Origin of the sequence: Kitasatospora sp. NPDC001527 (genome assembly GCF_040298605.1) — a bacterium.
Lineage (GTDB): Bacteria > Actinomycetota > Actinomycetes > Streptomycetales > Streptomycetaceae > Kitasatospora.
In genome coordinates, this window is the sequence record NZ_JBEPAM010000040.1 from 24,700 (window position 1) to 46,788 (window position 22,089).

At 74.6% G+C, this 22,089-nt stretch carries 18 protein-coding genes; 7 read left to right on the forward strand and 11 right to left on the reverse strand.

The annotated features are described in order from the left end of the window. Positions 1-189 precede the first annotated feature (189 nt). A complete protein-coding gene (locus ABT238_RS28705; protein WP_350798577.1) occupies positions 190-1,266 on the forward strand; it encodes a LacI family DNA-binding transcriptional regulator in 1,077 nt (358 codons plus the stop codon). Here the strand turns inward: ABT238_RS28705 and ABT238_RS28710 are convergent. Genes ABT238_RS28710 through ABT238_RS28760 form a run of 11 tightly spaced genes read right to left on the reverse strand, consistent with a single transcriptional unit; the run spans position 1,229 to position 14,189 of the window. Beyond that, the gene (locus ABT238_RS28710; protein ID WP_350566566.1) at positions 1,229-2,191 is read right to left on the reverse strand and encodes a transglutaminase-like domain-containing protein; all 963 of its coding nucleotides are present in this window, start codon (positions 2,189-2,191) and stop codon (positions 1,229-1,231) included. The two genes, ABT238_RS28705 and ABT238_RS28710, sit on opposite strands and share 38 nt — an antisense overlap. After that, complete coding sequence (locus ABT238_RS28715) at positions 2,181-3,851, reverse strand: condensation domain-containing protein (protein ID WP_350566567.1); 1,671 nt, start codon at positions 3,849-3,851, stop codon at positions 2,181-2,183. Before ABT238_RS28715 ends, ABT238_RS28710 begins: the two co-directional genes overlap by 11 nt. After that, positions 3,848-5,068, reverse strand: coding sequence for a cytochrome P450 (locus tag ABT238_RS28720; RefSeq protein ID WP_350798609.1), 1,221 nt, complete (start codon positions 5,066-5,068; stop codon positions 3,848-3,850). Before ABT238_RS28720 ends, ABT238_RS28715 begins: the two co-directional genes overlap by 4 nt. Further along, positions 5,065-6,000, reverse strand: a complete 936-nt coding sequence (locus tag ABT238_RS28725) for an NAD-dependent epimerase/dehydratase family protein (protein ID WP_350566571.1) — start codon at positions 5,998-6,000, stop codon at positions 5,065-5,067. Before ABT238_RS28725 ends, ABT238_RS28720 begins: the two co-directional genes overlap by 4 nt. Next, positions 5,997-7,691, reverse strand: a complete 1,695-nt coding sequence (locus ABT238_RS28730; RefSeq protein WP_350798627.1) for an HAD-IA family hydrolase — start codon at positions 7,689-7,691, stop codon at positions 5,997-5,999. The genes ABT238_RS28725 and ABT238_RS28730 overlap by 4 nt, the downstream gene beginning before the upstream one ends. Further along, complete coding sequence (locus ABT238_RS28735; RefSeq protein ID WP_350566575.1) at positions 7,688-8,752, reverse strand: nicotinate-nucleotide--dimethylbenzimidazole phosphoribosyltransferase; 1,065 nt, start codon at positions 8,750-8,752, stop codon at positions 7,688-7,690. The genes ABT238_RS28730 and ABT238_RS28735 overlap by 4 nt, the downstream gene beginning before the upstream one ends. Then, positions 8,749-10,398, reverse strand: a complete 1,650-nt coding sequence (locus tag ABT238_RS28740; RefSeq protein ID WP_350798637.1) for a carbamoyltransferase family protein — start codon at positions 10,396-10,398, stop codon at positions 8,749-8,751. The genes ABT238_RS28735 and ABT238_RS28740 overlap by 4 nt, the downstream gene beginning before the upstream one ends. A gap of 32 nt (positions 10,399-10,430) precedes the next feature. Next, positions 10,431-11,369, reverse strand: coding sequence for a TIGR03621 family F420-dependent LLM class oxidoreductase (locus tag ABT238_RS28745; RefSeq protein ID WP_350798643.1), 939 nt, complete (start codon positions 11,367-11,369; stop codon positions 10,431-10,433). Beyond that, complete coding sequence (locus ABT238_RS28750) at positions 11,366-12,208, reverse strand: carbon-nitrogen hydrolase family protein (RefSeq protein WP_350798651.1); 843 nt, start codon at positions 12,206-12,208, stop codon at positions 11,366-11,368. The genes ABT238_RS28745 and ABT238_RS28750 overlap by 4 nt, the downstream gene beginning before the upstream one ends. Beyond that, positions 12,208-13,338 carry a Gfo/Idh/MocA family protein gene (locus ABT238_RS28755; RefSeq protein WP_350798661.1) on the reverse strand — a complete coding sequence of 377 codons (1,131 nt, stop codon included), beginning with the start codon at positions 13,336-13,338 and terminating at the stop codon, positions 12,208-12,210. Before ABT238_RS28755 ends, ABT238_RS28750 begins: the two co-directional genes overlap by 1 nt. Beyond that, a complete protein-coding gene (locus ABT238_RS28760) occupies positions 13,335-14,189 on the reverse strand; it encodes a transglutaminase-like domain-containing protein (protein WP_350566584.1) in 855 nt (284 codons plus the stop codon). The genes ABT238_RS28755 and ABT238_RS28760 overlap by 4 nt, the downstream gene beginning before the upstream one ends. A 729-nt stretch (positions 14,190-14,918) precedes the next feature. On the opposite strand from ABT238_RS28760, the gene ABT238_RS28765 reads away from it, so the two are divergent. From ABT238_RS28765 to ABT238_RS28790, 6 genes are all read left to right on the forward strand, one after another. Then, positions 14,919-15,812: a glycosyltransferase family 8 protein gene (locus tag ABT238_RS28765; RefSeq protein WP_350566585.1), complete on the forward strand. Its 894-nt coding sequence runs from the start codon at positions 14,919-14,921 to the stop codon at positions 15,810-15,812. Between the two features lie 64 nt (positions 15,813-15,876). Beyond that, positions 15,877-16,128: an acyl carrier protein gene (locus tag ABT238_RS28770; RefSeq protein ID WP_328959074.1), complete on the forward strand. Its 252-nt coding sequence runs from the start codon at positions 15,877-15,879 to the stop codon at positions 16,126-16,128. 45 nt (positions 16,129-16,173) lie between these two features. Further along, positions 16,174-17,559, forward strand: a complete 1,386-nt coding sequence (locus ABT238_RS28775) for a class I adenylate-forming enzyme family protein (protein WP_350566587.1) — start codon at positions 16,174-16,176, stop codon at positions 17,557-17,559. A gap of 41 nt (positions 17,560-17,600) precedes the next feature. Beyond that, the gene (locus ABT238_RS28780) at positions 17,601-18,230 is read left to right on the forward strand and encodes a chorismate--pyruvate lyase family protein (RefSeq protein ID WP_350566589.1); all 630 of its coding nucleotides are present in this window, start codon (positions 17,601-17,603) and stop codon (positions 18,228-18,230) included. Positions 18,231-18,374: 144 nt separating this feature from the next. After that, positions 18,375-20,276, forward strand: a complete 1,902-nt coding sequence (locus ABT238_RS28785) for an ABC transporter ATP-binding protein (protein WP_350798692.1) — start codon at positions 18,375-18,377, stop codon at positions 20,274-20,276. Continuing rightward, positions 20,273-22,087, forward strand: coding sequence for an ATP-binding cassette domain-containing protein (locus ABT238_RS28790; protein WP_350566593.1), 1,815 nt, complete (start codon positions 20,273-20,275; stop codon positions 22,085-22,087). Before ABT238_RS28785 ends, ABT238_RS28790 begins: the two co-directional genes overlap by 4 nt. The last annotated feature ends 2 nt before the right edge of the window (positions 22,088-22,089 follow it).

The following is a 22,089-nucleotide window of genomic DNA, read 5'->3' on the forward strand; positions in this document are numbered from 1 at the left end:
CCCATGCCCTGAAATGTTGTCAACAACTGTCAGCCGGTCCGTTCGTGGGCGTAGTTCGGGATTCGAGGGCGGCCACGGAGGGAATGGCCGGCCGCGTATGCTGGTGCTGCGTCGACGACGTCGCAGCCCGTGCCAGAGGGGCGGTGTCCGGCCGCTCGCCAGGAGTTCCAGTTGAAGAGTTCGCCCCAGTTGAAGACTTCGCGTGCGGGAGTCTTCGAGCCGACCGCTCGGCGCGTCACCATCGAGGACGTGGCGCGGGCCGCCGGAGTGTCCCGGCAGACGGTCTCCCGTGCGACCAACGACAAGGGCGAGATCGACCCGGCCACGCGGCAGCGGGTGCTCGACGTCGCCAGGTCGCTCGGCTACCGCCCGAACCGCTTCGCGCGCGCCATGGTGCGGCAGGAGACCGTCACCCTCGGCCTGCTGCTGCCCAACATCACCAATCCGTTCTTCCCCGAGGTGGCGAACGGCATTCTGGAGTCCGCCGCGGAGCGGGGCTGGCACGTCGTCATCCAGCAGACCGGTGCCACGCCCGAGGGCGAGCAGGTGGGTCTGGACCTGTTCGCCGGTCAGGCCGACGCGTTCGTGGGCTATCTGGAGTTCGACGAGTCGGTGCGCCGGGCGACGGAGATCGGGATTCCGTTCGCCCTGTTCGGCTATGAGGGCTCGGGCAGCGCGGCGGCCGCGGTCAACCGGGTGGACATCGACCTCGGCAGCGGTCTGGCCGCGGCGATCCGTCACCTGGTCGGGCTCGGCCACCGCGAGATCGGGATACTGGACGCGGGCCGGCCGGTCGAGCCGGGCGGCACTGTCAGCCCGCGCGGGCGGATCATGCTCGACCTGCTCCGGGAGGCCGGACTCGCCGCGGACCCCGGGTGCCTGCAGCGCGCAGCCAACTCGGTCGCCGGCGGGGAGCGCGCCGTCGCCCGGTTGGCCGAGGAGCGGCCGGGCGTCACGGCGGTGCTGGCCTACAACGACATCGTCGCGGTCGGTGCGGTGCGCGGGCTGCGCGCGCTCGGCCGGTCGGTGCCGGACGACTGCGCCGTCGCCGGCTTCGACGGCCTGGGGCTGGCCGAACTCGTGGAGCCCACGCTGACCACCCTGTACGTGGACAAGCGGAGCCTCGGCGCCGAGGCGGTCCGGCTGGTCGCGGCCGAGTTCGGGCGGTCCGATCGCGGGCCGTCCGATCGCGAGCCGCGGGTGTCCGTGGTCCGTCCCGAACTCGTGGTCAGGGCATCGACGGCGGGCGCGGCGGTCCCGGACTGACCCCGCCCCGGCCCGCAGGACCCGGCCGGTGCAGCCGCCCGGTGCGCCGCGCCGTCACCCGCACCGCGGCGGGCCGCCCGTCGTGGGTGAGCAGCGGGACGTGCGAGCGGAACTCCGCTCCGGTCCGCCACAGGAGTTGGCGCGGCGAACCGCGGACCGGCCAGTCCTGCGGGTCCAGCACGCCCCACCCGTGCAGCGTGGCCAGGAAGAACGGGTCCGCGGCGGCCCAGCCGTCCCCGGTGCGGACCTCCAGCCAGGAGTGCGGGGCCGGGAACGGCAGACCCAGGAAGAAGCCGCAGGCCGGGCGGGTCGCGATGCCCGCCTCCTCGGCCACCCGCAGCAGGCACCGGGTGGCCAGCCGGCACTCGGCCAGCCCGGTCTCCCGGACGAAACCGGGGTCGCCGGCGAGCGGCCAGCGGACCTTGTGGAAGGTCAGCTCCGCGGCCGCGGCCACCAGCGGTTCGATCGCCGCGCCGAAGTCGTGCCGGCTGTCCGGGGTGTCCACCCGCACGGTGAGCGAACCGTCCCCGGGGACCGCCCCGGCCAGGGCCGGCGTGGCCGGGACGAAGCGGCAGCGGGCGGCGTGCCCGGGGGCCGGGCAGGTCCAGCGCAGGGTGATCTCGTAGCGGCTCCCGGTCAGCGCGGCGGGGGCGCGCATCGACCTGGCCCAGAGCTCCAGGGCACTGCGGTACGGCGAGGGCAGGCCGAGCAGGTTGGTGGTGTTCTCCAGGTCCATCGGATCGAGGAACAGCCGCCCGTCGCGCCGTTCGTGCGGGAGCCCGAGGTCGAGGAGCTCCTGGAGCAGTGCGTCCTGGAGGCCGAACACCGGGGCGTCGCGGGCGGCCTCGGCGATGAAGGTCCGGTACCGGTCCGGGACCAGGCGGGCCCGCTCGACCGCGACGGCCGGACGGGTGTCAGGGTGCACGGTTCGCCTCCCGAACGAACTCGACGGGGACGACCAGTGCCGGGTCGCTGCGGGTCCGGTGGTGCAACCGGTCGACCAGCGCGTCGAGTTCGGCGGGGCGCAGCTCGACCGGGAGCAGCGCCACCAGGCGTTCCCGGTCCGACCCGCGCCCCCTGACCAGCACCCGGACGCCGTCCGGGAGGCCCAGCTCGGCCGCCACCGCCCGCGCGGCACGCGACGCGTCGACCACGCCGTTGCGGTACGGCACCAGGTCGGTGCCGACCGGTCCTCGGCGCCGGGCGTTCGCCAGCTGGTCGGACCAGCCGTGCGGGACGCCCTCGGCCAGCTCCCGGGCGAGGGACTCCAGACCGGCCAGCAGGTCCTGGGCAGCGGGCAGCGGGATGACGGCCTCGTTCGACTCCAGCTCCAGGATCATCAGGCCCGCGGCGGCGTCCGGGACGGCGAGCAGGTAGCTGAGCGCGGGGTCGGCCGGGTCGGTGGGGTCGCTGCGGAACCGTTCCACGGGCCGCTGCGCCGGCTCCGCCCGCTCCGGGGCCGGCGCATCGGGGAACGGTTCCAGCACCATGTAGTTGTACTCCAGCCGGAACCGGGTGTTGCCGCCCGTGCTGCGCTGGTGCTCCTCCAACAGGGCCCGCAGCTCCCGGACGTCGTGGTCGCAGTTGCGCAGCAGCCCGCCGGTGGCCGCGCGGGCCGCCGCCATCAGGGCGGCCTCGTCGGCTTCGCGCGGTACCGCCACGGCACACGGGTAGCGCAGCGCGCAGCAGTGCACGGCCGACGGGTAGGCGAACCGGTTGGAGCTGATCACGCAGATCACGCAGGTGTCCAGGCCGGTGTAGCGGCCCATGACGAAGCTGTAGAGCCCCAGCAGCACCTGGGCGGGGAGCAGGTGGTGACGGTCCGCCAGCACCTTCACCGAGCCGTACAGGCTCCCGGACGTGAAGGTCGCGGTGTAGCTGCTGTCGCGGCGCCGGTCGTCCAGCACGGGCAGTTGGCTGGGCGGTGCGGCCCGGAGCACCTCGCGCCAGCGCGCCAGCCCGGTGCTCCGGCCGGCGCCGGCCCACTGGGCGAGCGCGGTTTCGATCGGCTGCGTCACCGGGCCCGGCACGGGCGGTGGCGCGCCGTCCCGCAGGGCCTCGACGAGCTCCACCAGCTGCCGGTGCAGCAGTTGGCTGGTCCGCAGGTCGGCGACCACGTGGTGGAGGACCGCCAGCACCTCGCGGGCGGCCGCGCGGTCGCTGAGCACCTCGAACTCGACCGGGGGCTCGGCCGCCACGTTCATCGGCCGGTGGCAGGCGCGGTCGGCCAGGGCGGCCGACCACTCCTCGCCCGCCCCGGGCGGGAGGTCCCGCAGGGTGATCCGCTCCCGGCCGGGGCGGTGCACCAGCTGAACGGGTGCTCCCGAGGCGTCGCGGGTGAAGGTGCTGCGCAGCACTTCGTGCCGCCGCACCAGGATCCGCAGTGCCTCGCGCACCGTCTCCGGCGCGACCCGGTCCGGCAGCGGCCAGCGCATCGCGAGGACCCGGGTCCAGGTGCGATCGGGTGCGCGGTCGGCGATCTCTTCGAGCTCAACCAGCTGGGCGAGTTGACCGAGCGTCATCGGCCCGATCCGCTCGACTCCGCCGGTGGCGCCGTCCGCCGGCAGGCCCATGGCCCCGGTCACCACGCGACCGGGAGGCCGCGGACCCCGTAGACGAGGTCGTCGTGACGGTAGGCCAGGTCGTCCTCGGCGATGTCGAGCCGCAGGCCGGGCAGCGCGGTGAAGATCCGCTCCAGGGCGATGGTCGCCTCCAGGGTGCCGAGGCCCCCGCCCAGGCAGCGGTGGATGCCGTGGCCGAAGCTCAGGTGCGGGTTGGCGGGGCGGTCGATGTCGAACTGCTCGGGGTGCCGGAAGACCGCCGGGTCCCAGTTCGCCGAGTGCAGGTGGAGGATGACGAACTCGCCCTTGCGCAGCGTCCGGCCGGCCAGCTCGATGTCCTCGGTGACGGCGCGCACCGGACCGTGCTGGATCACCGTCCAGTACCGCAGGCTCTCCTCGACCGCGGCGGCGGCCCAGCGGCGCGGGTCCGTTCGCAGCCGTTCCGTCAGCGCCGGGTCCCGCAGCACCGCCAGGACCGTCATCGAGGTGACGGCCGCGGTGGCGTCCAGGCTGGCCGCGAGCAGCAGGGTGGCCGCGCCGACCACGTCCTCCCGGCCGAGGCCTGCGGTACGCGCGTTGGCGAGCAGCCGGGAGAGCAGGTCGTCGCCGGGCTCCCGGTCCCGTGCGTCCAGCAGCTCGCCGAGGAAGCGCCGCATCCGCTCTCCCGCGACCAGCCGCTTGGCCAGCGACCCGTCGTGGGTGGCCCGGGCGTTGATGCACTGCCGCACGAAGCCCTCGTAGTCGTCGGTGACGCCGTAGAGGTAGCCGGAGACGTAGCAGGGCAGCAGGTCGGCGAACTCCTTGACCAGGTCGCCCGAGCGGCGGCCGTCCGCGGTGAACCGGTCGAGCAGCCGGTCCACCAGCTGCTCGACGGCCGGCCGGCGGGCGGCCACCGCGCCGGCGCTGAACTCCCGGCTCAGCAGGTTGCGGACGCGCTCGTGCTCCGGCGGGTCCATCGAGAGGAAGACGCCGGGCCGCTGCCGGCCGTAGGAGAGCGGGATCTGCGGGTAGCCCTCGACGGTGGCGTCCGAACTCAACCGGCCGTTGCCGAGCAGCGCCCGCACGTCGGCGTGCCGGGTGACCAGCCAGGCCCGGCCCCCGTAGGCCAGGTCGACCTCGATCGGTCCGCCGTCGTGGCCCTCGGGGCGGTAGGCGCCGGGCGGGGCGACGGGGTTCTCCCGCGCGGCGGGGAACCGCACCGGGCAGGTGGCCGGTGCTTCGGTGCTCTCGGTGATGCTCACTCGCACGCTCCTCGGTCGAGTTCTGTGGCCGTGCCGGGCCCGGGCCGGGGATCCGGGTGGTCGAGCCCGGAGATGTAGTCGCGCAGCCGGATCGTCGGGGTCCAGCCCAGGGCGCGGGCCTTCGAGAAGTCCGACGCGCTGCGCACGCGGTCGCCGCGGCGGGCCGGGATCATGGACACCGGGCCGCCGAACATCCGGGCGACGTCGATGATCCGGTGCTCCTCGCCGCGGCCGAGCAGGTAGCCGTCCCCCGCACCGCGGGCGGCGCACACCAGCAGCCCGGAGACGATGTCGTCCACGTGGGTGAAGTCGCGCAGCTGGGAACCGGGTTCGACGACGGTCAGGTCGACGCCCCGGCGCCGCTGCTCCTCGAAGACGCCGATGACCGTCGCATACGGTCCCTGGCGGATCTGCCGTGGTCCGTACACATTGTAGAAGTACGTGATGACGTAGTCGAGTTCGTACCAGCGGGCGGTGTTGCGGATGTACTCGACGTTCTTCGCCTTCATCCACGCGTACGGGCTTGAGTGCTCGTCGTGGGGTGGTTGGCCGAACCTCGTGCTCGACCCGGCATAGACCAGCCGGGCGCCGTGCCGGCGGCAGAAGTCGACGACCTCCTTGGTGCCGTGCAGGTTGGACCGCCACACCAGGTCGAGGTCGTCGAAGGAGCTGTCGACGCGGGAGTACTCGCCCAGGTGGAAGACCGTGCCGGGGGAGAGCAGGCCGTTCTCGGCCCAGAGGCGGCCGAGTTCCCCGGTCTCCCCGGTCAGGTAGCGCGCCCGGGGATCGTCGGTGTGGTTGTCCGTGGACCCGGTGGCGTACGAGTCCACGGACACCACGAGCGCCTCGGGGCGGTCGCGCAGCAGCGCCTCGACGAGGTGGCTGCCGATGAAGCCGGCACCGCCGGTGACCAGGACCAGCTCCCCGCTCATGGCCGGCGCCTGTCGGAGGAGGCCACCAGCCGCTCGTAGGCGCGCGCGAGGCGGCGCTTGGCCGCGAAGTAGTCGTCGACCCGGACCCGGCGGTACGCGTGCCCGGCCACCGGGTCGCCCGGTCCCGCCAGCGGGGTGACGATCGTGGCCGGGCCCGGCTGGTGGAAGTAGGCGAGCGAGAAGCGGTCGCCGGCGGGGTGGCCGGCCGGCGGGCCGGCCACCCGGTGCACGGCGCTGTGCCAACGCCCGCCGGTCCAGTGCGCCATGAGGTCGCCGACGTTGATCACGAACGCCCCCGGGACCAGCGGCACCTCGTGCCAGGCCCCGTCGCGGTCCAGGACCTGCAGCCCGGTGGCGGCCTGGTCCCGGTGCAGCACGGTCAGCGAACTCCAGTCCCGGTGCGCGAGTTTGAGCAGGCCCGAGGTACCGCCCGGTGCGGGGGCCGGGTACCAGTTGGCGCTCAGCCCCGACATGTCGGGTGTGAAGCCGGACCGGAACCAGTCCTCGGGGAGGTCGAGTGAGAGAGCGAACAGCTCCATCAACTGATCGGCGAGCCGCCGAACTTCGGCCAGGTAGGCGCGGTATGCCGTGGCGAAGCCCGGGATCCGCGGCCACTTGTTCGGCGCGGTCAGGGCCGCCGGGACGTCCTCCGGCAGGCGGGCGGCCCGGCCCGACTCGCCGAGGCTGTTCACGGTGAAGGCCAGCAGCGGCTCGATCCGGCCGGCCACCAGGCCGCGCTGCAAGGGGTCGTCGGGGTCGACCGCGAGCTCGGCGGCGAACCGTTCTGGGCCGCCGAACAGCGCGGCGGTCGCGTCGCGGACCCCGGTCACCACCTGGTCGGGGATGCCGTGCCCGACGACGAGGAAGGCGCCGAGGTCCTCGCAGACCTCCCGGATCCGGGTGGCCAGCCGAGCCCGGCCCGCCGGGTCGTGCGCCTGCGCCAGGTCGAGGACGGCGATGGGGCCCTCGCCCGCGGGGGCGTCGGCCGGCCGGCTGTTCCCTGTACTGATCTCCATGTCCGACTCCCAGTGGGGGTTGGGGGCGCTGCTGGAGACGGCGGCAGCGGCTGGATGGGTGCCTGCGGGCCAGCTCGCGGCGGCCAGCTCGTCGGGCAGGCCGGCCCGCCCGACGATCAGGGTGCGGACGCCCGCGGCCCGCCCCTGCGACCGGTCCCACTCGCTGTCACCGACGAACAGCACGTCGTGGTGGGCCGGGCCCAGGCGTCGCAGGGCGAGCAGCAGGGCGTCCGGGGCGGGCTTGGGCGGCGCGTCCTGGCGGGCGACGAGCAGCGGGATGTCGAGCCGCGCGGCCTTCAACAGGGCCTGCGCGTCCTCCCGGGACCGTCCGGTGCAGACGCCGACCGGGATCCCGCGGGCCCGCAGCCCGGCCAGCGCCGCCTCGACCCCGGGCATCGGCAGGACATGGCGGATCGTCAGTTCCCGTGTGAGAAATGTGTGATAGGCCAACAGTGCCTGCTCGGCCCGGTCGGCGCCGACCAGCTCGCCGAGGGTGGCGAGGTCGGTCGGCCGCTGGGCCCGCCAGAGGCCGACCCGGCCCGGCGGCGACCCGGTGACCTGGTGGACGGCCTCGCGCAGGCAGTGCTCGTGGACCTGCCAGCTGTCCAGCAGGGTGCCGTCGAGGTCGAAGACGACCCCGTGCGGTCCCGCTGGTCCGGCGGCCGGGTGGTTCATCGGTCCTCCGCGGGTAGGGCGAGGCCCACGTCACGGGCGCGCGGCGTCCGGTGGGCGAGCTCCAGCGTGGTGTTGACCAGGCCGAGGGCGAGGGCGGCGCCGCTCGCCACGCCCAGCCGCAGGCCCAGGTCCAGCAGCGGGTCCAGGCCGAGCGCCTGCAGCAGCGGGCGGTGGCCCGGCTCCGCCGACCGGTGGGCGGCCACCAGGTAGTGGCCGGCCGGCGGGCAGAGCCGGACCGCGATCAGGGCGGCGACGGCGGTGATGAACCCGTCGAGGACGACCACCCGGCGGGCCGCCGCGGCGGCGAGGATCACCCCGACGTTCCCGGCGATCTCGTAGCCGCCCAGGGCGGCGAGCTGCGCCAGCGGGTCCGCCGCCGGCCCGCCCTCGGTGCGGGCCAGCGCCCGTTCGACCAGCACCAGTTTGCGGGCCGCGGCGGCCGGGGCGATGCCCGACCCCGCTCCCACCACCTCGGCCGCCGGGAGTACCAGCAGCCGTGCGGTCAGCGCGGCGGCCGCGGTGGTGTTGCCGACCCCGATCTCGCCGACCGCGACCGCGGTCTCCGCGTCCAGCCGGCCGCGCAGGAACCGGGCGCCGTTCAGCACCGCGCGTTCGGCCTCGGCCCGCGTCATCGCGTCGCGCAGGCAGATGTCCCCGGTGCCCGGTCCGATCCGGAACTCCGCCTCGCCGACCGGCTCGACGAGGCCGAAGTCGGCGCTGACGACCCGAGCGGGCACCCGGTCGGCGATCAGGTTCAGTGGTGCCCGCCCGGACCGCACGAGGGCGAGCATCCGCCCCCCGGCGGGTTGCGGCAGGGCCGAGACGGCCTGCCCGGCCACCCCGTGGTCGGCCGCCAGCACGCTGACCAGCGCGGGCAGCGGCCCGGGGTCCGGGTCGCTGCGGATCGCCGCGATCCTGGGCACCAGGTCGTCGAGCCGGCCGAGCGCACCGTGCGGGCGGGCCAGGGTCCGCAGCCGCAGCGCCCCGAGCCGGCCCGCCTGCCGGTCCGTCGGTCCGACCAGCGCGCAGAGCGCGTCGATCGAGGCCGGCCCGCCGGTCACGGGGCCGCGGTCTTGTAGGCGACGAGGTCACCGAGCACCAGGACGTCGATCTGGGTCTTGAGGAAGCAGCGCACGGCGTCCTCGGGCGTCTCGACGATCGGCTCCTCGTTGTCGTTGAACGAGGTGTTGAGCAGCACGGGGACGCCGGTGCGGTCGTCGAAGGCCCGCAGCAGGGCGTCCAGGCGCGGGTTGAGCTCCGGCAGCACCGTCTGGAGGCGGGCCGAGCCGTCCTCGTGGGTGACGGCCGGGATGACCGCGCGCATCTGCGGTCGCACGTCCGGGACCATCAGCATGTAGGGGGCCGGGACGGCGGTGGTGAAGTACTCGGCCTGGCGGGACTCCAGGACGACCGGGGCGAACGGCCGGAAGGCCTCGCGGTGCTTGACCCGGGCGTTGATCCGGTCCTTCATGCCCGGGTCCCGGGGGTCCGCGAGGATGCTGCGGTTGCCCAGGGCCCGCGGACCCGCCTCCGAACGGCCCTGGAACCAGCCGACGATCGCGCCGTCGGCGATCTCGCGAGCCACCAGGGCGGACAGGTCGTCCGGGCGCACGATGCGCAGCCGGCCGGACTCGGCGGCGAGCGCCGCCTCGATCCGGTCCGCCCCGTAGGCGCGCCCCAGGTAGGGGGAGAACGGCCCCGCCGCCGGCTTCCACGGGTTCGCGCCCAGTTCGTGGTAGCCGTACAGGGCCGAGCCGAGCGCCGTGCCGCCGTCGCCCGCGGCCGGGACCACGTGCACCCGCTCGAAGCCCGTCTCCGACAGGAGCTTGAAGTTGGCGACGCTGTTGAGGGCCACCCCGCCCGCCAGGCAGAGGTCGGTCAGACCGGTGCGCCGGTGAAGCCAGCGGGCGAACTCGATCACGATCCGCTCGGTGTGGTGCTGGACGGCGTAGGCCAGGTCGGCGCGCCGGGCCGCCAGCTCGGCGGCGCCGCCGGCCTCGGCGAGCTCCCGGTCGATGAAGGAGCGCATGGCGATCTGCTCGGCGGTGGACTGGCGGAACTCGCCGGAGGAGAGCCGGAAGAACCCGCCCAGCCGCGCGACGTAGCGCGGCGTCCCGTAGGCGGCCAGCCCCATGGTCTTGCCCGGCGCGCCCATGCCTCCGGTGGTGAACAGGCCGATGGCCTTGGACACCGCCTCGTACATCCAGCCGACCGAGTCCTCGTAGGGGTCCTCGGAGCGCCGGTCCGTGAGGGTGACCCGGCCGTGCTGCGCGCGCAGCACCTCCAGACCGCCCGCTCCGGCCTGGTAGCAGGTCACCGTCTCGCCGTGCGGCTGCCCGTGCTCGACCACGGTCGAACCGCGGCCGTCCATGACCAGCACGGCGGCCTGTTCGAAGGGCGAGGTGTAGAAGGTGCTCGCCGCGTGGGCGAGGTGGTGCCCCATCCAGCGCACCCGGTCGCGCAGGCGGAGGGTGTAGACGGGGTTGACGAAGTCGTTGGCGATGACGAGGTCGACCTCGTCGGCGCCCAGGCCCGCCTCCCGCAGCACGTAGTCGGCCGCGAGGCACCGCTGCAGCCGCGGTCCGAGCCCGTAGGCGATCTTGACCCGGGTGAGCCGTTCCTCCTCGATGGCCGACACGACCTGACCGTCCACCACCAGGGCGGCGCAGAAGTCGTGGTGTGATCCGCCCAGTCCTAGGACACGCAACGTTGCTCCTGATCGTTCTCGTCGGGCAGGGGTCACTTGCCGGCCAGTCGCTCGACCACCGGCGCGAAGGCGTCCGCCTGGGCGGCGGGGAGCACCCAGTAGGAGATCCCGTACCGCTGCCGCCGCTCCTCCAGGCGCTCGCAGACCTCCGCCACGCTGCCCGCCAGGGCCAGCGGGGAGTCCAGCGCCTCGGCGGGCGGCAGGCCGAACATGTGGGTGAGGACCCGCTCGGCGTAGCGGGTGCTGGAGGCGCAGATCGAGGCGGCGAAGAGCAGGCACTGGAACTCCGGTGCCGCCGCGCCCGGCCGGGCCTGCCGCACCCAGCGCACCCGCCGGTCGAACTCGGCCGCCAGGGCGGACGGGCCGAACCGGTTGTCCTTGCTGCCGGAGGAGAGCCGGGCGGAGAAGGAGACGATGTCGGCCAGCTCGGCGGCCGCGCGCAGCATCCGCGGGCCGCCGCCGCCCATCGTCCACCGGGCCGGACCGGGCCGGGGCTCGCCGACCGCGTCGAGGACCCGCTGCGTGCGCCCCTCGAAGCTGACGCTTCCCTCCTCCCAGAGCCGGCGCAGCACCGTCACCGCCTCCACGGCCTGGTGGACCCGGTCGCCGCCGGACGCCATCACGACGCCGGCCCGGCTGAAGTCCGAGGCCAGCCAGCCCGCGCCGACCCCGATCTCCAGGCGCCCGGGGGCGACGAGGCCGAGCGTGGCCAGCTCCTTGTAGAGCACCGACGGCTGCCGCAGCGCAGCCCCGAGCATCAGCGGGCCGACGGCGATCGTCCGGGTCGCCCGCGCCGCCAGGGTCAGGGCGACCAGCGGGCCCCATTCGCGGTTCAGATGGTCGGGGACGAGGAGGGAGCCGTACCCCTGCTCCTCGCGCCGCCGGCTCAGCTCCTCCCACTGCGCGACGTCGGCGGCACGGCCGGCGAGCACGCCGAAGCGGAACGGCCGGATCTCGGGTGACTGGGTCATCGGGCCACTTCCCGGGTCAGTGAGGCGTAGGCGGTGGGACGGCGGTGCGCGGCGCCCCAGATGGAGCCGGTGCGGTACTCCCGCAGGGCCGCGAGGTCCAGGTCGGCGAGGACCAGCCGGCTGCGGCCGTCGGCGAGCGCGACCGTGTGGTCGCGCGGCCGGTTTCGGTGCACGGCCCGCCCGTCGAACAGGCAGGAGCGCCCGTTCATCCGCGGCAGCGGGTAGTTGGCGACCGCGACCGCGACCGAGTTCTCGAACGCCCTGGTCCTGACCTGTCCGATCCGGTCGTCGCAGAGCAGCGAGGCGTTGGGGCAGACGACGAGTTCCGCGCCGTCCAGCGCGAGCGCCCGGCAGGCCTCCGGCTGCTCGCGGTCGAAGCAGATGATGACCCCGAGCCTGACCGGTCCGGCGGCCGTCCGCACGGTGCTGACGGTGAACCCGGGACCGGGGGTGAAGACCCGTTCCCAGCCGAAGTCGCAGACGTGGACCTTCCGGTAGACGTCGGTGACCCGGCCGGCCGCGTCGATCACGGCCGCCGCGTTGCCCGGGCCGGTGCTGTGCGCCTCCACGAAGGTGGTGACGACGGCGAGGCGCAGGCGCCGCGCGGCCGCCCGGAAGGCGCCCAGCCAGGGACCGTCGACCGAGGTGGCCTGGTCGTGCCAGCGCTGCCCGCCCGCCGCGTCGCCCGGGCAGGGGGCGTACCCGGTCTGCCACAGCTCGGGGAAGACCACCAGGTCGGCGCCGCCGGCCTTGGCCTCCTCGCACAGTGCCAGCCCGCGCCGCAGGTTCTCCTGCGGATCACCGGGGCTGGCGGCGCTCTGCACCAGGGCGAGGCGCATCAGCGGCCCGGTCCGGCGGAGGGCCGCGCCGTGACCTCTGCGACCGGTGCGACCGCGACGGGCGTGCCGGAGCGCGCGGACGCGATCGCGGCGTCGAGCATCGCCATCGTCGCGAGGTTGTTGCGGGCGCTGCCCCAGCCCGGTGCGCCGGTGGCCAGGGCGTCGAGGAACTCGTCGAGCGGCGGCGTCACTTGGCGGACCGGGTCCCGGTCGAAGCCCTGGTCGTCGGCCTCGGCCTCGGCCAGGACCGTCCCGGCCGCGCCGGGGTCGGGCTCGGGGCGAGCTCCCGCTCCCGGGACGGGCGCCGGTGCACCGCTCACCAGCGCCAGCCGGACGGTGCCCGCTCCGTTCCAGGTCGCGGTGCCGTGCCGGCCCGTCGCCCGCCAGCTGCCGCTCCAGGCGGTGGGCATCGCCGGGGCGGACCAACTGCCCTGGTAGAGGAAGCGGGCGCCGTTCAGCATGGTGAACAGGGCGGTCGCCTCGGCCGGGCCGCGGTAGCCGGTGCCGGGGCGCGCGGGCGCGTCGCAGTAGACGGAGCGCGCGTCGCTCCCGGTGAGCCTGCGGCTCGTGTCGAAGGCGTGCACCGCCATGTCGCGCAGCAGCGGCTGGTCCAGGTCCGCGCGGAACCCGTCGGCGGGGTAGCCGCGGCTGAACCGCGCCTCCAGCCGGTCCAGGCCGCCCAGGCGGTCGATGGCCGCCCGGAAGGCGGCCACACCGGGCTGGAGACTGCGGGACTGACTGACCATCAGCAGTCGGTCGTGGCGCTCGGCCGCCCTGGTCAGTTCGGCCGCCTCGTAGGCGTCCATGGCGAAGGGCTTCTCGGTCAGCACCGACAGGCCGCTGCCGAGGGCTTCGGTGATCACTGAGCGGTGGACCTGCGGCGGGGTGGCGTTGACGCAGGCGTCCGCTGCCACTCCGGGCAGCGCGTCCAGCGCGGTGCCGACCGGAAGCTCCGGCAGCCGCAGGCGCAGCGCCAGCCCGCGCGCCCGGCGCGGATCGGCGTCCACGATCCCCGCGAGCCGGCACCGGGGGTGCCCGTGCAGCGCCCGGGCCCAGGCCTGGCCCATCGCACCGGCGCCCACCAGGACGATCCGGACCGGCCGGTCCGCGTTCCGCGGTCGGTCGCTCATGCGGCGTCCGCCTCGGCCCAGTGGGTGGCGAGCGACAGCGGGGCGCAGGCCCCGTGATGGGTGGTCAACCAGAGGTGGTGGTTGCTGACCCGCGCCGTGCAGCTCCCGATCGACCGGTGGGACGGCCACTCCTCGGGGTCGAGCAGTGACCAGTCGCCGAGCAGGTTGAGCAGGTGCGGGTCGAAGGCGTGCCACTCGCCGCCGTCGAGCACCTCCGTCCAGGCGTGGATGATCGAGTAGGGCGCGGCGAGGAAGAACCCGAAGCCGTAGCGGGCGGCCAGGCCGAGCCGGCCGGCCTCGCGGGTCAGGTACAGGGCGGCCAGGTCGCAGTCGGCCAGGCCGGTCTCGGCCAGGAAGCCGAGGTCGGCGCGGAGCGGCTCCGGAAGCAGGTGGAAGTGCAAGGGCCGCAGCAGACCGGCGACCGCCTCGGGCAGCCGCCCGGTGGACTCGGTTGCGGTGGCCCGGTGGCGCAGCTGCCCGAGGGTGGGGACGGCCGCCGGGGTGTAGCCGTCGAGGGAGCGCAGGGCCTCACTGCGGGTGTACTCGCACTCGCCGGGGTGCCCCGGCTGCGGGCAGTGCGCGCGCACCTCGACCTCGAAGGTGCCGGCGGCCGCGCCGGACGCGGTGCGCAGCGATTTCGCCCAGCCGCGCATGGCCAGGGTGCGCGCGTTGGGCAGGCGCAGCGCCAGCGCGATGTTGGCCAGGTCCACCCGGTCGAAGTAGCCGACGCCGTCGCGGACCTGGGAGGGGAGTCCGGCCTCGCCGAGCTCCTCGATCAGGGCCGGGCCGATGCCGTGCTCGCGGGCCGCCTGACGCCCGTCCTGGCGGAACTCGCGGTACCGGTCGGGCACCAGGCGGACCCGGGCGACGGCCTCGGCGAGCCGGTCGGCCGGCCCACCCGTCGCCGTTGCCGTCGCCGGCGTCGCTGTCGCTGTCGCTGTTGTCGGCGGCGAGGGCGGGGCGGCGGGGCCGGGAGCGGGGAGCGGCCGGTCAGCCCGTGCCGTCCGAGGCCGTGTCATGACTCCCTCGATTCTCGTGACGTGCCCGAACGCGACCGGTGTCCGCGGCGGGAAAGGGATGGTGAGCAGGTCCGGCGTGCGGCGCGCCTCGCACGGCGCGGTCCGGTCGCGGGGTCTGCGGCGGCGCGATCCGGCTCGGTGTTCCGGCGGGTCCGCGATCCGGCCCGTTCTTCCGGACTGCGTGGACCGTGCGGAACGTGCGGAACACGCGGAGCGGGTAATCGGAGTGAGTGGACAGTGCTATCCGTGATCGTTCACGTGACCGTTCACGGAACTATGGCTCAGGCCGGGAGAGCTGTCAATCAGTCAGTTCGGATGACGACCAACCCGTCCGCGAATGCTTCACAAGCGGTTGTTGACAGCGGCGGACGGCCCGGATCATAGTTTCCGGGAAGGTTCACGTGATCGCTCACGAGGCTCGCCGAACAGTCAGCCGACGCAGGTGGAGGCGTAGTTGCGACTCCGGCCGCGTGATGGGGCCGGTCGGCGGAGCCCGGCGGTGTTCGCTGCGGAACCCATCCTTTGCCGTGAATCCGGGGGAGAGCGCCTGTGCCCGAAACAATGCCTTCGAGCGACGGAGAAGCGACCCGCCTGGTCTTCGCCATCGACGAGGCCTACAGCCTCCCGCTCACCGTGGCATGGCACTCGCTCCGTGCGTCGAATTCGGAATTGACGGATCGTCTGACGATCGACGTGCTCTACGAGGAGCTTTCACCGCCGACGATCGAGCGGCTGCGGTGGCACGCGGAACTCCTCGGCCTGCGGGTGCGGCTGCGCCCCGTCCGGCTGGAGCCGATCCGCTACCCGACCGCGTTCGGCGGGGCCCAGGCCAACTACCTGCGCCTGGTCATTCCCGAGCTGTACCTCGACGGCGAGCGGGTCCTCTACCTCGACGCGGACCTGGTCGTCCGCGGGGACCTGCGTGCGCTGCTCGACACCGGGCTCGACGGCCGGCCGATCGCCGCCGTGCGGGACCCGCTCAACCCGGTCGTCGGACGCGGCCGGGCCCTGCCCGGCTGGTCCAGGCTCGGCATCCCGCCCGGGCAGGAGTACTTCAACTCCGGAGTGCTGCTGATCGATCCGGCCCGCTGCCGGGAGGAACGGCTGTTCGCCCGGGCGGTCGAGTTCATCGCCGCCCACCCGGAGCACATCCGACTCTGGGACCAGGACGCACTCAACTGGGCCGCGGCGGACCGGTGGCAGCGGCTGGACCCGCACTGGAACGCCTTCCCGCTGTCGGCGCTGGTCCGGACCCCCTGGGTCCGTTACACCACGGAGGACCTGGTGCCCTTGCAGGACCTCGCCCGGCTGGAGGAGACGGCCGCGGTGCTGCACTTCGCGAGCCCGGCGAAGCCCTGGAAGGACCTGCTGCCGGACGGGCCGGCCGCCGACGCGTACCGCGCGCTGCTGTCGGCCGTGCGCGATGCCGAGCTCGGGTTCACCGCCACGGCCTGAACGCGGACCCGCCCCGGCCCCACCCCCGCCCCACCACACCCAACCAGACAGGTGGTCACCAGGAATGGCAGAACGTCAGCACGTCCTCGACGCGATCTCGCTGCGCCTGCGGGAGGTGATCCCCGCGCTGCGCGACGCCGCCCCGGAAGCCGACACGGACCTGCGCGACTACCCCGAGTTCGACTCGCTCGGCGTCCTGGAACTCCTGGTCTGGATCGAGAACGAGTTCTCCCTCACGATCCCCGACGAGGAACTCACGGTGGAGAGCTTCAGCACGCCCGCGAAGATCGCCGACTACATCGTCGCGCGAGGCTGACCGACCCGGTCCGCCCCCAGCCGAAACCGCACTCCAGGAGCCGTCATGATGTCGCCGGGAATCTTCGCCGCGGTCGCCGCGGCCGCCGGCCGCGCCACCGATCCCGCGCTGATCACCGGCGACCGCTCGTGGAGCCGTGACGAGCTGCTGGCCGTGGCGGCGGAGCTGTCCGAGGCGCTGCTCCGGCGCCACGCAGGCGGCGCCGTGGTCGTCGAGACCCGGGATCCGGTGGCGACGGTCCTGCTGACCCTCGCCGCGGACCGGGCCGGCCTCCCGCTGCTGCACCGCGACCCGGCGACCGGGGCGGGCCCGTCCGGGCCCGGCGCCGCGGTCCGGCCCGGCGCCGACGAGTCGCCGTACCTGGGGTCCGTCCGCGTTGCCGACGGCCCGGAGGCGGCGAGCGGCCTGCCGGCCGACGCGCAGGTGTTCTTCACCTCCGGCTCGACCGGAGTGCCGACGGCGGTCGTCCGGTCGAGCGCCGCCGTGCTCGCGGACGCCCGGCGGGTCGCGGACTTCCTCGGCTACCGGCCCGACGCGGCCGTGGTCTGCGCCGCGCCGACGTTCCACGCCTACGGCTTCAACTACGGCCTCCTCGGACCGCTCGTGTCGGGTGCCCCCGTGCGCCTGCTGCCGAGCAGGTGCCTGCCCTCGGCCTGCGCCGCAGCGGTGCGGGCAGTCGACGCCCGGACCCTGATCGCACTGCCGGCCCACTACGGCCTGCTGGCCCAGGGGGCCGGGCGGCAGGGGACGGTCGCCCAGGACCTGGCCCGGCTGAACGCCGCGGTCTCGGCCGGGGCCGCCCTGCCCCCGGCCGTTCGGCAACGCGCAGGCGGCATGGCAGAGTTGCCCCTCTACAACTGCTACGGATCCTCCGAAGCCGGCGCGATGACCCTCACCCGGGTCGAGCCCGGTCAGGAAGCCGGTGACCTCGGGGAGCCGCTGCCCGGCGTGCGGGTCCGGCTCACGGAAGGGGAGCTCCAGGTGCAGAGCTCCTCACTCGCCCTCGGGCGGTTCGGACCCGGGACCGGTGGCCGGCTGGTGCCCGTCGCCGGACCCGACGGGTGGTACCGCACCGGCGACCTGGCCCGCCGGTCGGTCACCTCACCGGAGCGGCTGCTGCTGTACGGCCGAGCGGCCGCCGTCATCAACGTCGCCGGGGAGAAGGTCTCGCCGGCCGAGGTGGAACAGGTGATCGCCCGGCACCCCGGCGTCCTCGACGTCTCCGTCGCGGCCGCGGCCGACGAGGTGCGCGGCGAGGTCCCGGTCGCCCGGGTCGTGTTGCGCCCCGGTGCGGTGCTGAGCGGTCTCGTCGACTGGTGCCGCGCCGAACTGGCCCCCCAGCAGATGCCGCGCGCCTTCGAACCCGTCGACCGGATCCCGCGGTCGGCCACCGGGAAGGCGCTGCGCAAGCCGCCGCAGGACGACCGGTGAGCCCCGCCGGGCCTGCGGCGGGACAGCTCCCGGTCGACCGTTTGAGCGCGTTCGGCCGGCTGCTCGTGACCACCGACGGAACCGTCACCACGCTGCTGGAGGAGCTGCTCGGCGGGCCGGTCCGGCTCGCCGAGCTGCGGCACGGCGGTCCGGCGCCCGCCGGGGCGCTGGCCGCCCTGGCGGACGGCCCCGGCCCCGGCACCGGCCCCGTGCTGACCCGCTCCACGCAGCTGGTCGCCGCCGGCTCCGGCACCACCCTGGTCCGCGCCCGGTCCGTGCTGTCGACCGACGCGCTGCCCGGACCGGTGCACCGCGACCTCACCACGACCAGCGAGCCGATCGGCCGGGTGCTGCGCCGTCGGCGGGTCGAGACCTTCCGTGAACTCCTGTGCATCCGCGTGCTGTTCGGTGGTGAGGGCGCCGACCCGCTGGACCAGGCGCAGGCGTGGGTGCGGGCCTCGGGGCCGGGTCGCGGGCCGGACTGTGGGCCGGACTGTGGGCCGAACCGCGGACCGGACCGGACGGTGACCGGTGCTCAGCGCGTCTACCGGGTGTTCATCGGCGGGCGCCCCGCGATGGTCGTGGGCGAGGTCTTCACCGCCGCCTGCCTGCGACTGGGCGACGCCCCGGCGCCGGATCGGCACCAGTCCGCCGCAAGGGAAGTCACCTGACATGCCACCACGTGACGTGTCACCACGTGACGTGCCGCCGGCCGACGTGCCGACCGGCGCACGCGCTGCCACCCGGGCGGCCCCCGGCGCCGTCCGGGAACCGTACCGACCGCCTCCTCCCCAGACAGGACCGACGAACCGCATGTGCACCCCCTTCACCGCGAGGCAGCGGTGATCGCCGCGATCCGGCGGCGGCAGGAGCCCGTCCTCTTCGCCTTCCTCACCCGGACCCACCTACGCCTGGGCATTGCCTGGTGGTGCCTGATCGCGAGCCGCGGCGCACTGCCGGCGGTCCTCGCCGTCCTGACCGGCCGACTGGTCGGGGCGCTCGACGTCGGCCGGTCCTACCTCGGCCCCTTGGTGGCCGTCGGCGTCGCGTTCGTGTTCGTCCAACTGCTCGCCCCGGTGCACGCCCAGGTCAGCAGCAGCCTGGGCGAGCGGATGTCCGACCGGCTTCAGGACGTGCTGGCCGGCGCCTCGACCGAACCGCCCGCGCTCGCCCACCTGGAGTCCCGGGAGCTCACCGAACGCCTCACCCTCGCCAAGGACTTCGACCAGGGCATGTCCGGCCCGCCGATGGTCATCGCGATCGGGCTGATCGCCGGCGGCCTGGTCGAGGCGGCCGCCGGGCTGGCCCAGGCGGTGGTCCTGCTCTCCTACAGCTGGTGGGCCGCCCTGCTGCTCACCGGCGCCTGGCTGTCCACGCACTGGCTGCTGCGCGAGAGCGGCTCCTGGGACCGGACCGAGGAGGAGGTGCTCGCGGCCCAACGCGAGGCCGACTACTCCTACCGCCTGGCGGTGGCCGCGCCGGCGGCCAAGGAGCTGCGGATCTTCGGGCTGAGCGAATGGACCGTCGCCCGGTTCACCGCGCACCGCCGCAAGCTGGGCGACCTGCGCGGGCAGGCGACCCGGCTGCGGCGCAGGCCGGTGCGCTGGGCGGTGCTCGTCCTGCTGGCCGCCAACGGCCTGCTGTTCTGGTCGCTGGCCCAGCGTGCGACCGCCGGCGATCTGTCGGTCGGCCGGGCGGCGATGTTCGCCCAGGCCGCCCTCGGGGTCTCGGCCGTGGCCTTCGGCGGGATCAACTGGGCACTGCCGCCGACCGCCGAATCGGTCGCGACCGCGCTGGCCCTGCGGGAGTCCATGGCCGAGATCGGCCGGCTGCCGTCGGGCACGAAGGCGGCGGCCGGCCTGCCCGCCGCCGGGATCCGGCTGCGCGGGGTCGAGTTCCGCTACCCCGGGAGCACCGGACCGGTCCTCGACGGGGTCGACCTGACGATCGAGGCGGGCACCTCGCTCGCCGTCGTCGGCGTCAACGGGGCAGGCAAGACCACGCTGGCGAAGCTGCTCTGCCGGCTGCACGACCCGACCGGCGGGGCCATCGAGGTGGACGGCGCCGACCTGCGCGAGTTCGACCTGGAGGCCTGGCGCGGGCAGGTCGCGGCGGTGTTCCAGGACTTCCTCCGCTACCACCTGCCGCTGCGGGACAACGTCGCCCCGCTCGGAGCGGACGACGACGTGGTCGAGGACGTGCTGCGGGAGGCCGGCGGGCTCGGGCTCGCGCCGCTCGACACCGTCCTCGCCCGCGAGTACGAGGGCGGCACCGAGCTGTCCGGCGGCCAGTGGCAGCGGGTGGCCATCGCCCGAGCGCTGGCCGCCGTGCGCTCCGGGGCGGGCCTGGTGATCCTGGACGAGCCCACCGCGCAGCTCGACGTGCGCGGTGAGGCCGAGATCTTCGGACGCCTGCTGCGCGCCACCCGTGGCGTCACCACCCTGCTGATCTCGCACCGGTTCTCCACCGTGCGCCAGGCCGACCGGATCTGCGTGCTCGAACAGGGCCGGATCGTCGAACTCGGCAGCCACGCCGAGCTGATGGCCGCCCAGGGCCGCTACCACGACCTCTACACCCTGCAAGCCTCCCGCTTCGACGAGCCGGCCGCCGACGGCATCGAGTCGTCGGACGGCACCGAGCCGGCAGAGGGCCTGGTGCCGGCCACGCGCTCGGCCGGGAGCGCCCAGGACGACCACGGACAGGAGGTCCGGCCGTGACCGCCGACGAACTCGACCCGCTGCCCGGAGCCTGGCGCTCCCTGGGCCGCTCGCTGCGCATGGGCTGGCGCTCCAGCCCCGCGATGATCGCCACGGCCTTCTGCACCGAGGTGCTCAGCGCCGTGCCGGACGCGATGTTCGCCTGGGGACTCACCGCCTTCGCCACCGCGGTGATCGCCCACAGCGGTACGCAGATCGCCGCCGGCTGCGGGCTCCTCGCCGCCATGGCGGCGGGCAACTGGCTGCTAGAGACGGTCAGTTCGCGGGTGAACCAGCGCTTCGCCGACCGGGCCGCCGTCGTCGTCGAGTCGCACATCGCCGAGCTGCAGGCCGGCGTGGCCACCATCGAGCACCACGAGCGGCCCGCCCAGCTCGACCGCATTTCGGTACTGCGCGACCACGCCTCGGCGCTCAGCGACCTGTACCGGCACCTGTTCACCCTCATCGGAGTGCTGCTCCGGGCGGCGATCACCCTGGGCCTGCTGGCCTCGGTGAACCCGCTCCTGGTGCTGCTCGGGCTCTTCCCGCTGCCGACGCTCCTCGTCTCGGGCCGGCGGGCCGCCGCGGAGAAGCGGGTGGAGGAGGCCGGCGCCCGGCACGACCGGCTCGCCCGCCACCTGTTCCTGCTGGCCACCTCCGCGACGGCGGGCAAGGAACTGCGCGTCGCCCGCACCGGCCCGCTGATCCGGCGACTGCGGCACCGGGCCTGGGAGCAGGGCCACCGCCCGCTCGCCCGCGCCCGCTGGGTCAGCACCGCCTGGCAGGCCGGCGCGCAGGCCCTGTTCGCGGCGGCCTTCATCGCGGCCCTGGCCTACACGGCGGCGCACGCCGCGAACCGCACGGCCGCCGTGCTGCTCGTCCTCGCGGCGGGCAGCCGGCTCTCCGGGTACATCGGCCAGACCATGACCCAGCTGCACTTCTTCCGGACCATCTGGCTCGACTGCTCCCGCAAGCTGGCCTGGCTGGAGGACTACGCCGCGAAGCACCGGGCGGAAGCCGAGTGGTCCGCACCGGAGCGCCTGGCCGAGGGCATCCGGCTCGACGCGGTCACCTTCGCCTACCCCGGGACGGACCGCCCGGTCCTCGACGGGATCGACCTGCTGCTGCCGGCCGGAGCCGTGATCGCGGTCGTGGGCGAGAACGGCGCCGGCAAGTCGAGCCTGGTGAAACTGCTGTGCGGTCTGTATCCGCCGACCTCCGGGCGGATCACCCTGGACGGCCAGGACCTCGCGCGCACCGACCCGGTCTCCTGGCGCCGCCGGGTGACCGGCACCTTCCAGGACTTCTTCGCCTTCGAGTTCCGGCTGCGGACCTCGGTCGGCATCGGCGACCTGCCGCGCGCGGACGACCCGGAGGCCGTCGGCACGGCGCTGGAGCGGGCCGGGGCGGACGACATCGCGCGGGCCCTGCCTGACGGAGCGGAGACCCGGCTGGGCGCCGGCTGGCCGCGGGGAGTGGACCTCTCGCACGGCCAGTGGCAGCGGGTCGCCCTCGCCCGGGGCTTCATGCGGGAACAACCGCTGCTCACCGTCCTGGACGAGCCGACCTCCGCGGTCGACGCCGAGACCGAGCACGCGCTCTTCGACCGCTACGCCGTGCTCGCCCGCAGCGGCACCCGGTCCGGCACGGGCGGGGTGACCCTGCTGGTGTCGCACCGCTTCTCCACCGTCCGGGCGGCCGATCTCATCCTCGTGCTGAACGGCGCCCGCGTCACCGAGTTCGGCACCCACGACCAATTGATCGCACTCGGAGGGCACTACGCACAGCTGTACGGGATCCAGGCGGAGGCCTACCGAACCGGTCTGCGTTAGGG

Bases quoted from the DNA above. Each gene is read 5' to 3' on its own strand.
- ABT238_RS28750 (WP_350798651.1), bottom strand. From the start codon at position 12,208: ATGCGCCTCGCCCTGGTGCAGAGCGCCGCCAGCCCCGGTGATCCGCAG.
- ABT238_RS28775 (WP_350566587.1), top strand. From the start codon at position 16,174: ATGATGTCGCCGGGAATCTTCGCCGCGGTCGCCGCGGCCGCCGGCCGC.
- ABT238_RS28725 (WP_350566571.1), bottom strand. From the start codon at position 6,000: ATGAGCGGGGAGCTGGTCCTGGTCACCGGCGGTGCCGGCTTCATCGGC.
- ABT238_RS28730 (WP_350798627.1), bottom strand. From the start codon at position 7,691: ATGAACCACCCGGCCGCCGGACCAGCGGGACCGCACGGGGTCGTCTTC.
- ABT238_RS28770 (WP_328959074.1), top strand. From the start codon at position 15,877: ATGGCAGAACGTCAGCACGTCCTCGACGCGATCTCGCTGCGCCTGCGG.
- ABT238_RS28745 (WP_350798643.1), bottom strand. From the start codon at position 11,369: ATGACCCAGTCACCCGAGATCCGGCCGTTCCGCTTCGGCGTGCTCGCC.
- ABT238_RS28765 (WP_350566585.1), top strand. From the start codon at position 14,919: ATGCCTTCGAGCGACGGAGAAGCGACCCGCCTGGTCTTCGCCATCGAC.
- ABT238_RS28755 (WP_350798661.1), bottom strand. From the start codon at position 13,338: ATGAGCGACCGACCGCGGAACGCGGACCGGCCGGTCCGGATCGTCCTG.